This is a genomic window from Paenibacillus wulumuqiensis, from assembly GCF_000971965.1.
Classification (GTDB): Bacteria; Bacillota; Bacilli; order Paenibacillales; family Paenibacillaceae; genus Saccharibacillus; species Saccharibacillus wulumuqiensis.
In genome coordinates, this window is sequence record NZ_LAQP01000020.1 from 86,387 (window position 1) to 97,249 (window position 10,863).

A 10,863-nucleotide genomic window follows, 5' to 3' on the forward strand; every position below is an offset into this window, starting at 1 on the left:
ACTCCTGTTTCTATATCTATGCTATAATGCGATTAGATTATAGTAATGAAAGTTTCAGGAAAATAAGCTGATAAACATATTTTTTAGAAGTCTTCAATATAGAGCAGGAGCGTTATTATGGACGTTAGCATTTTAATTCTTAACTACAATACATGCCAGCTGACCATGGACTGTATTCAATCCGTATACAATTCACAGACACAGTATTCCTACGAGATTATTGTCGTCGATAATCATTCCAGTGATGATTCAACGACCCGTATTCCGGCAGCGTATCCGGATGCTGTATTTATTGCCAACTCTGACAACGGTGGCTTTGCCAAAGGCAATAATATCGGGATGAAGGTCGCCCGGGGACGATATACTTTGCTGCTTAATTCCGACACCATCGTTCAGCCGGACACCCTGGAGACGATGGTGTCTTTCATGGATGCCCACCCTCGTGCAGGTGCAGCAGGCTGCAAAATCATTCTGCCGGACGGTTCTTTGGACAAAGCGTGCAAGCGCGGATTCCCGACACCTTCGGCATCATTCTATTATGCTTTTGGCTTTTCGAAGATGTTCCCGGATAATCCACGGTTCAACGGTTACCAGCTGGGCTATCTGAGCCCGGATGAATCGTATCAGGTGGATTCACTGGTTGGTGCGTTTATGCTGGTGCGCCGCGAGGTGATCGAGCAGATCGGTGGATTGGATGAAGAGTTCTTTATGTATGGGGAAGATATCGACTGGTGCTACCGGATCAAGGAAGCGGGCTGGGAGATTCACTACTGTGCCGATACATTCATCGTGCATCACAAAGGTGCCAGCAGCCGGCGCAAGCCTTTCAAAATCATCTACGAGTTCCACCGGGCGATGTGGCTGTTTCACCGCAAGCATTATCGTCAAAAGTATTCGTTCATTACCAACGGCATTGTCTTCACGGGCATCGGTGTCAAACTCATGATGTCCCTACTCAAAAATAAACTGCTTCGCGCCCACCCGGCGCCGGTATCCGATTCGGAAAGGAGAGTCCATACGTGATCCGCAAAAATCAGCATTTTTTGACCAGACTGTATATTCTGGCGGATTTCTCTGTGATTCAAATTTCCTTTCTGATTGCTTGGTTTATCAAATTCCAGAGTGACATTCTTCCTTACGATAGTCCAACAGCAGGCTATGGTGCACTGCCGTTTGAGACATATGGCAAATGGAGCTTGATTTACGGCGTGATTGCCATTCTGATTGGAACGATGAGCAGTCTGTATTCGCCCAAGCGCAAAAAGCGCTTTGCGGATGAGCTGCTCAAAATTATACAGACTCATGCGGTCAGCATCTTTATCCTGCTTGGGGCATTGTTCTTCTTCAAAGAAATCAATATCTCGCGTTACTATCTGCTGCTGTATGTAGTGATGAATCTGCTGCTCATTATGGGCTACCGTTACATCATCAAGCTTGGACTGAAACGTGCCCGTCAGAAGGGCTTTAACAAGCAGTTTGTGCTTATTCTCGGAGCAGGTTCGCTCGGCAAGCGCTTCTACGACAATCTGCTGCAGTACCCGGAAATGGGCTATGAGATTGTAGGATTTCTTGATGATTATCGTGAATTTGATGGGATTGAATCGAAGAAGTACAAGCCTGTGCTCGGCAAGATCGACGATCTGGGCCACAAACTGCATGAGATGATGATCGATGAAGTTATTCTGGCACTGCCGCTGGATGCACATCATAAGTATCCGCTCATTATTGCCGAATGTGAAAAGGCCGGCGTGCGTACGCTGATTATACCGGACTTTTTCGATTATTTGCCGGCGCGTCCGTATTTTGATAACTTTGCGGGTATGCCGATGATCAATGTGCGGGATATTCCGCTGGATATTGCAGCCAACCGTATTTTCAAAAGGCTGTTTGATATCTTATTTTCACTGGCTGCCATTATTATCACTTCACCGATTATGCTGTTCGTAGCGATCGGGGTGAAGCTGACTTCCTCTGGGCCGATCATTTTCAAGCAGGAGCGTGTCGGACTGAACCGTCGTACATTTATGATGTTCAAGTTCCGCTCCATGCGGGTGATCCCGGAAGGACAAATCGATACCGGCTGGACGACAGCCAATGATCCGCGCAAAACCAAGTTTGGTTCCTTTATCCGGCGTACGAGCCTGGATGAGCTGCCTCAGTTCTTCAATGTACTGATCGGCGATATGAGTGTAGTCGGCCCGCGTCCGGAGCGTCCTTACTTCGTGGAGCAGTTCCGCGAGGAAATCCCCAAATACATGGTCAAGCACCATGTCCGTCCCGGCATTACCGGCTGGGCGCAGAGCAATGGACTGCGCGGGGATACATCGATTGAAGAGCGGATTAACCACGACATTTTCTATATCGAGAACTGGTCGCTGTTATTCGATATCAAGATTATTTTCAAAACGATCCGCAATGGATTTATGAACAAAAATGCGTATTGAGATCAGCTGCAGGCACTAGGCCTGATGGATGCGGTCTGTACCGAAATGCCCCGTTTGAACAGACGGGGCATTTTTATTTGCAAATTAAGGTGCAAACCCGCTGCCAAATATCGTATAATATCATTTTGTTCCCATGAAATACGAACAAAAAATTGACACTGTACAACCACTGTCATAGACTTATTCTGAAGGTTGCAGAAAGACGGAGGAATGAAGGTTGAGAGATGAAATCAAAGCGTGGCAGCACGTATTCAAATTGGACCCTGACCGTCTGATCTCGGACGAAGATCTGGATCGTATTTGCCTGTCCGGTACCGATGCGATCATGATTGGTGGTTCATCCGGTGTAACCTATGATAATACGGTGGATCTGATGTCCCGTGTCCGCAGGTATGAACTTCCCTGCGTACTGGAAGTATCCGATCTGGAAGCCGTTGTACCCGGATTCGATCTGTATATGATCCCGATGGTGCTGAATACCGATCATGGGAAATGGCTGCTCGGGCAGCATGTACAGGCGATTGAGCAGTACAGCCATCTGATTCCATGGGAACTGCTTATGCCGGAAGGCTACATTGTGCTGAATCCCGATTCCACTGTAGCCCAACTGACCGATGCGCTGACTTCGATCGATGGAGACCGGGCTGCAGCTTATGCGCAGGCGGCTGACCGGCTGCTGAAGCTGCCGATCATTTACATCGAATACAGCGGACGCTTTGGCGATATGGAGCTTGCAGCGGATATCAAGCGTGCTGCCGGCGAGGCCAGAGTGTTTTATGGCGGAGGCATTCATGATGCAGACAGCGCCAGAACAGCCCGCCGGGTCTGTGATACAATCATTGTGGGCAACAGCCTGTACAGAGATATCGACAGTGCTCTTACGACGGTAGCCGCAGTGAAGAATTGATCTTTTTTGACCGATGACTATACGAATAGGTATCACCTATTTGATGCACCAGACAGCAGTTTGATCGCATGAACAGGCAATAATCCTTTTATTCAGGCAGCAAATAGCATTGACGTTTAACCATACCTGACTTATCATCCACGCTCACATTTGTATACACCACATGACATGGTTCAACATATACAGGCTTTCGGCAGCAGCCGGATCGCCTGATCGTTTATTTTCCATATTCTAATTTCCACGCAGAAAGGGGCAAGACTTCTACATGACGACTGTAAATATACAGGATGCAATCAACCGCCTGAATCCCAGACAAAAAGAAGCCGCGCTCGCTACAGATGGACCGCTGCTCATTATGGCAGGTGCCGGCAGTGGTAAGACCAGAGTACTAACCCACCGGATCGCCCATATTATCGACTCGCGCAAATCCTCTCCATGGGGCATTTTGGCGATTACCTTTACCAACAAGGCTGCCCGCGAGATGCAGGATCGTGTCTCCCAGCTGGTCGGCCGCGAGGGCCGCGAGATCTGGGTATCCACGTTCCACTCCATGTGTGTACGGATTTTGCGCAAAGATATCGAACGGATCGGCTTTACGTCCAATTTCTCCATTCTGGATTCCGGCGATCAGCTGTCCGTGATCCGCTCCTGTATGAAGGATCTCAACATGGACACCAAGAAATTCGAACCTAAAGCCGTTCAGGCGATGATCAGCGCTGCCAAGAATGAACTGGTCACACCTGCCCAGTATGAGCTGAAGATCGGGGATTATTTTGAAGGTCTGGCGTCCAAAGTATATACCATGTACCAGCGCAAGCTGCGTGCCAATAACTCGCTCGATTTTGACGATCTGATCATGACGACGATTCAGTTGTTCAAGGAAGTACCGGAAGTGTTGGAGTTTTACCAGAAGAAATTCCGTTATATCCATGTCGATGAGTATCAGGATACCAACCGTGCACAGTATATGCTCTGTAAAATGCTGGCGGATGCGCATCATAACATTTGCGTAGTCGGCGACAGCGACCAGTCGATCTACCGCTGGCGTGGAGCGGATATTACCAATATCCTTAACTTTGAGGAAGATTACCCGGAAGCCAAGACGATTCTGCTGGAACAGAATTACCGGTCGACTTCCAATATTCTGAGCGCTGCGAACGAAGTGATCGGCAACAACACCGGCCGCAAGCCGAAGAAACTGTGGACCGACAAAGAAGGCGGCGCCAAGATCAAAGTGTACCGCGCCGATTCCGAACATGATGAAGGATACTTTGTCACTTCGGAGATTCACAAAAGTGTAAAAACGGGCAGACCGTATCAGGATCATGCCATTTTGTACCGGACGAATGCCCAGTCCCGGGTTATAGAGGAAATTCTGATCAAGTCGGATATTCCGTACCAGATTGTCGGCGGCATCAAGTTCTATGATCGCAAAGAGATCAAAGATCTGCTCGCTTATCTGCGTCTGTTATCCAATCCGGATGATGATATCAGCCTGACGCGTATCATTAACGTGCCCAAGCGTGGGATTGGTGATACGAGTGTGGCCAAGCTCGCTGCGGCTGCGACAGAGCGCGGCATCTCGATTTTCAAAGTACTGGAGATTGTCGATGACCTGGGCTTTGCCGGTCGTACACGCAATGCGCTGGTGGAGTTCTACGATATGATCGCTGCCCTGCACCAGATGGTGGATTATTTGTCGGTAACCGAACTGACCGAGAAGATTCTGGAAATGTCGGAATACCGTGTGGAGCTGCAGCGTGAGAATACTTTGGAGTCCAAGGCGCGCGTTGAGAATATCGAGGAGTTCCTGTCGGTAACGATGGAATTTGAAAAGAATAACGAAGACAAATCATTGATCGCCTTCCTGACCGATCTGGCTCTGATTGCGGATATCGATACCGTAGGAGACAAGCCGGAGGAGCAGGAGGACGCGGTCGTACTGATGACCATGCACAGTGCCAAAGGTCTGGAGTTCCCGACCGTCTTCATTATCGGTATGGAGGAAGGGGTCTTCCCGCACAGCCGTGCCTTTATGGATAATGACGAGCTGGAAGAGGAGCGTCGCCTCGCTTATGTAGGCATTACCCGGGCGGAGAAGCAGCTGTTCCTCTCCTGCGCCCAGATGCGTACACTGTTCGGACGCACTACGGCGAACCCGCCATCACGCTTCCTGGAAGAGATTCCGGAAGAGTACAAGGAAGATACCAAAGTGGCACCAAACAATTACCGTCGTGGCGGTACCAGCAGCTATGGAGGCGGAAGCCGTGGATTCGGCGGATCAACCAGCAGCTTTGGCGGCAAAAGGGATAACTCGACTGCATTTGGCAGTGGATCTTCCGCACGTGCGGTGCCACGCCAGACGCCGACTTCTTCGGGCGTAACGGTAACGAGCGGCAATGGCTCGGCACCGAAGCCGGCAGCCAGCGGCAGCGGTGAAGGATTCCAGGCAGGCGACAAGGTGTCCCATGGCAAATGGGGAATCGGTACGATCGTCGCTGTCAAAGGAACTGGCAATGATATGGAACTGCAGATCGCTTTCCCGGCTCCGACCGGTCTGAAGCGTCTCTTGGCAGGCTTTGCTCCGATTACCAAAGTGGAATAAAGCGAGGTTCAACAGCCTGTAGTGGCAGTGAACTTCGATGATGTGACATATAACTGGAAAGTGTAATACACCCTTTTAATAGAACCGGATACCTGGTGATTCGGTTCTATTTTTTCGAATACGGGGATATATGTGCATGACTGAAATAAAACAACCGAGTCTCTGTCGTCTGTATGCAGGACGATAGGCGACTTACATATTAGATACGGGAGAGATGCCATCCATGGACCCGATGAACGAAATGGAAAAGCTCGTCGCCGAGCTGAATAATTACAGTTATCATTATTACACCCTTGATGAGCCGCTGGTGGATGATAAGGAATACGATGCATTATATGACCGTCTGCTGCAGCTGGAACAGGAAAGCGGCGTTGTGCTGCCGGATTCCCCGACACAGCGTGTAGGCGGTGAACTGCTCAAAGGATTCCTGCCGCATCGTCATCTGGCTCCGCTATGGAGTCTGGACAAAGCGCAAAATCTGGAGAAGTTGTCCACCTGGCATACTCGTGCCCGCAAGCTGATCAATGATTACAATACCAAGAACCCGGATACCCCGCTGCCCGAGCCAACCTATGCGGTGGAGCTCAAGTTCGACGGCCTGACCCTGAATCTGACTTATGAAAATGGGCGGCTCGTACAGGCAGCGACCCGTGGTAACGGTGTAGTCGGCGAAGGCATACTGGAGCAGATCAAAACGATCCGTTCGATTCCGCTGTCCATTCCTTTCAAGGAAGGCAAGCTGGAAGTTCAGGGAGAGGGCATTATGAATCTGTCCGTGCTGGCGGCCTATAACGAGACCGCTTCGGACAAGGACAAACTCAAAAATGCACGCAATGCCGCAGCCGGTGCGCTGCGCAATCTGGACCCCAAAGTCACAGCCAAGCGCCGACTTAGCGCTTATTTCTATAATATTGGCTATATGGACGGTATTCGTTTTGCCGACCAGCAGGAGATGATGCAGTTCCTCAAGGATAACCATTTCCGGGTCAATCCGTATGTGTCTTACTTTGAGAACTTTGACGATGTCATTGCCCAGCTGGAAGAGATTCAGACACGCCGCAGTCAGCTCGATTATCTGATCGATGGAGCGGTGGTCAAGATCACGGATATGCGCACCCGTGAAGTACTCGGGTATACGGACAAATTCCCGCGCTGGGCGATCGCTTATAAATTTGAAGCGGAAGAGACCAGCACCATCCTGGAATCCGTATCATGGAATGTGGGCCGCACCGGCAAAATCACGCCGCTCGCCCGCGTCGAGGCGGTAGAGCTGGCTGGCGTCACCGTCCAGAACTGCACGCTGAACAATATCGGCGATATCGAACGCAAAAATCTGAAGCATGCTCTTGGTACACGCGTCTATATCCGCCGCTCCAATGATGTCATCCCCGAGATTCTCGGTAAAGTATCCGAAGAAAATGACGGCGAAGAGATTGTATATCCGGAGCAATGTCCGGCCTGCGGATTCCCGCTGGAGCAGCGCGGAGCGCATCTGTTCTGCAACAACAAGCTGGGCTGTGAACCGCAGATCGTTGCACGTATCACTCATTTTGCTTCCAGGGATGCGATGGATATCGAGACATTCAGCGTCAAGACAGCGACGCAGCTGCAAAGCGAGCTGCAGGTTCGCGAGCCTGCCGATCTGTATACATTGCAGTTTGATGATCTGGTTAAGCTGGAGCGCTTTGGTGAGCGCAAAGCGAGCAATCTGCTGCAGGCTATCGAGGACAGCAAGACCCGTGATCTGGCTTCCTTCCTGTATGCGCTGGGTATTCCGAATACCGGCAAGACCACCACACGGATGCTGGCCGAGCATTACCGGGATCTGGACAAGATTATGAATGCAACAGCCGAAGAACTGGTCGAGCTGCCGGATATCGGCATGATTGTAGCGGAGAGTATCGTGGAGTTTTTCGCCGATCCATTGATGCGCGGCAGTATTGAAAAGATGCTTCAGCTCGGCGTACAGCCACAGGTTCCGCAGACACCGACTGTCGTCTTGGCCGATTCCTACTTTACCAATAAGACGGTAGTGCTCACGGGCACACTTCATACGATGACCCGGGAAGATGCTGCTGCACGTCTGGAAGAACTGGGTGCCAAAGTCACCGGCAGCGTCTCCAAGAAAACGGATATCGTCATCGCCGGCGAAAAAGCAGGCAGCAAACTGACCAAAGCCCGCGATCTCGGCATCGAAGTCATCGAAGATGAAGAGCAGCTGCGCCAGCTGTTGGAACTGGAATAGTCGAATAGAGCTGGAAATGATGAAGAACTATCAAATCGTACATTCATAAACACATCAATAGACCGTATAGTCGATGAACTTCACAGCTACAATCCTTATATTATAAAAAAGACGAGATCGCCTCAGCACGGAGGGATCTCGTCTTTTTGGTAGGTTGATCAACCGGATCAGGACAGATTATCCGGCAGCCAGGCATCCTTATCGTAACCGCGTTGTTCCCAGTATCCGATATGGTCTTCGGCAATCAGTTCAATACGGTTCAGCCATTTCACCGATTTATAGGCATACATTTTTGGAATGACCAGCCGTACCGGTCCGCCCAGATCAGCCGGAATGATTTTGCCGTCATGCAGTACAGCGACCATAATGTCCCGAAGCTGCGCCTGCTCCAGCGTAATCGAATCGGTATAGACGCCGTCGCCGGAATAGAATTTAATCGTCTGGGCAGCAGGTTTAACGCCGGCCATCTCCAGAAAGTCATTCAGCGGAATGCCTTCCCAGGTATTTTTGTACACCGACCAGCCGGTAACACAGTGAAAATCACTGACCTGCACAGTCCGTTTTAATTTCAAAAACTGCTCCCAGTTCCATGTTTGCGGCCGATCGACCAGTCCGTCAATGGTGAAAGACCAGTTGCTGTTATCAAACGAAGGAATCGGCGTGACAGTATACACGCGGAATTCCCCCTGAGCGCCGCCACCTTCCGGAGGCAGTGAAGCAGGCAAAGGTTTTGGATCCGGCACCATTTTATTCGGGTTGCTGGCAGCCATCTCTGCCCAGGAACCTCCGCCCTGCAGCGAACTGCCCAGCCAGCGAACAAATGTAGGTCCGATAGAGACAGCCAGACCGATTCCGATCGCCGAACGCAAAAAGGCACGACGGGTATAAAACGGAGAAGGCGTCTGAGAAGGCACCATTTTCCCTGATGCAGCAGCGTTCCCTCTGGCAGCGATTGAGGCAGCAGGAACCGCATCGACCGGATCTTCAGACAGCTTCACACTGCGCTTTTTGGGATCTTTAAGCCAGGCAGTGCGTGTCAATGAATGGTAAATGATATAAGGAAGTCCTACCCAGGTGAGCAGATCATGAATAAACAGCGCCGTATTCGCGACAGCAGGACCTACCTGCCGCAGCAGCCAGAGCAGAATACCGGACACAATCCATCCGATCAGCAAAATAAAGACCAGAATTACATTCATCTTCTGAGCCGGTTTCTCGCGTATCTGCTTCCAGTGCTTGGAGGCTAGGAAGAGATAATATACTACCGGCACGAGCAGCGCCAATCCGCCAATAATATGAATCCAGCGAATCCAGACTCTGCCTTCACCCAGAATTTCCTGCCAGAATCCTCCAACGAGCACAAGTCCCGTAATGGCGAGCAGTGCGACGAGCCAGGCGTTCCAGCTGTGCAGCCGTACCAGCTTTTTGCCAAATCCCTTTTGTACTGCAGCAATCCAGCGTCCCATTTATCGTTCCCCCTTCAAGATCGGTTATCCGCCTGAAATCATATAATGGTGTTCAGACGAACATTCTATATGGATGTTCCACGAGCAAAATACACCTTATCAGCATATTCGCAGCCATGTTGAAAATAGATCAAAAAATATCTTCCAATTCGTACAAATGCAGCGTTCATACCATCTGGAACTTTTCAAAACCTGATATACAAAGTTAAGCTAATATCTAAAATTTATTATAAACCTTTCATCAAGAAGAACGCGAGAGAATAAACTGGACAACAGCAATTCATAGACGCGGGTACGCTGACTCATTCTGTACAGACCAAATAAAGATGAACTATACCTCATTCACTCCTCTTTCAGTCTATCGGCATTTTGCCCTGAAGCAGAGACTCACTGCGATAGGCTTTGGGAGACATTCCTTTTATTCTTTTGAAAATCTTGGAGAAGAGCAGAGGATCAGCATAGCCAACCGAACGAGCGATATTGCCGATCGTAAGATCCGTATTTACCAGCATTTTGGCAGCCATCTCCATCCGATAGCGAATCAGGTAGTCCTGTATGCTCCCCTTGGTTGTTTTCGTAAATAACGAACACAAATAGCTCCGATTCAGTCCGATAAAGTGTGCAATATCCTCCACCGTAATCTTCTGGGAGAAGTTCATTTCAATAAAATCCTTCACCTGCTCCACATAGAGATCTGATTCATGGATAAGCAAAACGGGAAAAACGTCGGAATGTAACTGAATAGTACAGCCAGCGCTTTTCCCGCTTTAACATCAATTCATTCAGATAGAAATTTACAACATCTAATGTAGATTGAACTACAGAATCGGATACAATTATGGTGTTCCTTATATATATAGAAGTGATCTGATAGATGTTTCATAAAGCCGCAGCTTGTATGACATAACTGCCTCAAAATAAAAATTGCTAAAACACTTGCTTCCTTAAAAAAGATATGATATATTATTTAAGTCGCCTTGAGACATCGCAAATTAACAAGAAAAATTAAAGGTTGACACGCTTTTCTGAAAATGATATAATCTAAGAGTTGTTAAGAAAAGTAAGTTCCTTGAAAACTGAACAAATGGAATTTGAATTAAACAATTCGGGAAACCGAATGTCAGCAAGGAATGAGCAAGTCAAACACTTTATGGAGAGTTTGATCCTGGCTCAGGACGAACGCTGGCGGCGTGCCT

General features: G+C 49.2%; 7 protein-coding genes. 5 read left to right on the top strand and 2 right to left on the bottom strand.

Annotation, left to right across the window (positions count from 1 at the left end; all coding sequences use genetic code 11):
• Positions 1-117 precede the first annotated feature (117 nt).
• The 5 genes from WH45_RS21450 (at position 118) to ligA (ending at position 8,201) form a co-directional block, all read left to right on the top strand.
• Positions 118-1,023 carry a glycosyltransferase family 2 protein gene (locus WH45_RS21450; RefSeq protein WP_046216464.1) on the top strand — a complete coding sequence of 302 codons (906 nt, stop codon included), beginning with the start codon at positions 118-120 and terminating at the stop codon, positions 1,021-1,023.
• A complete protein-coding gene (locus tag WH45_RS21455; protein ID WP_046216465.1) occupies positions 1,020-2,444 on the top strand; it encodes an undecaprenyl-phosphate glucose phosphotransferase in 1,425 nt (474 codons plus the stop codon). Before WH45_RS21450 ends, WH45_RS21455 begins: the two co-directional genes overlap by 4 nt.
• A gap of 217 nt (positions 2,445-2,661) precedes the next feature.
• Positions 2,662-3,351 (top strand): heptaprenylglyceryl phosphate synthase, encoded by a 690-nt coding sequence (gene pcrB / locus WH45_RS21460; protein ID WP_046216466.1) that lies wholly within the window; start codon positions 2,662-2,664, stop codon positions 3,349-3,351.
• Positions 3,352-3,616: 265 nt separating this feature from the next.
• Positions 3,617-5,956: a DNA helicase PcrA gene (pcrA, locus tag WH45_RS21465; RefSeq protein ID WP_046216467.1), complete on the top strand. Its 2,340-nt coding sequence runs from the start codon at positions 3,617-3,619 to the stop codon at positions 5,954-5,956.
• A 223-nt stretch (positions 5,957-6,179) separates the two neighbouring features.
• Entirely contained in the window at positions 6,180-8,201 is a 2,022-nt protein-coding gene (gene ligA, locus WH45_RS21470; RefSeq protein WP_046216468.1) for an NAD-dependent DNA ligase LigA, read from the top strand.
• A gap of 167 nt (positions 8,202-8,368) precedes the next feature.
• Here ligA and WH45_RS21475 read toward each other — a convergent pair whose 3' ends face one another.
• Together WH45_RS21475 and WH45_RS21480 are read right to left on the bottom strand one after the other, a co-directional pair.
• Entirely contained in the window at positions 8,369-9,667 is a 1,299-nt protein-coding gene (locus tag WH45_RS21475) for a molybdopterin-dependent oxidoreductase (RefSeq protein ID WP_046216469.1), read from the bottom strand.
• 353 nt (positions 9,668-10,020) lie between these two features.
• Positions 10,021-10,344, bottom strand: coding sequence for a helix-turn-helix transcriptional regulator (locus tag WH45_RS21480; protein WP_235338446.1), 324 nt, complete (start codon positions 10,342-10,344; stop codon positions 10,021-10,023).
• Between the last annotated feature and the right edge of the window lie 519 nt (positions 10,345-10,863).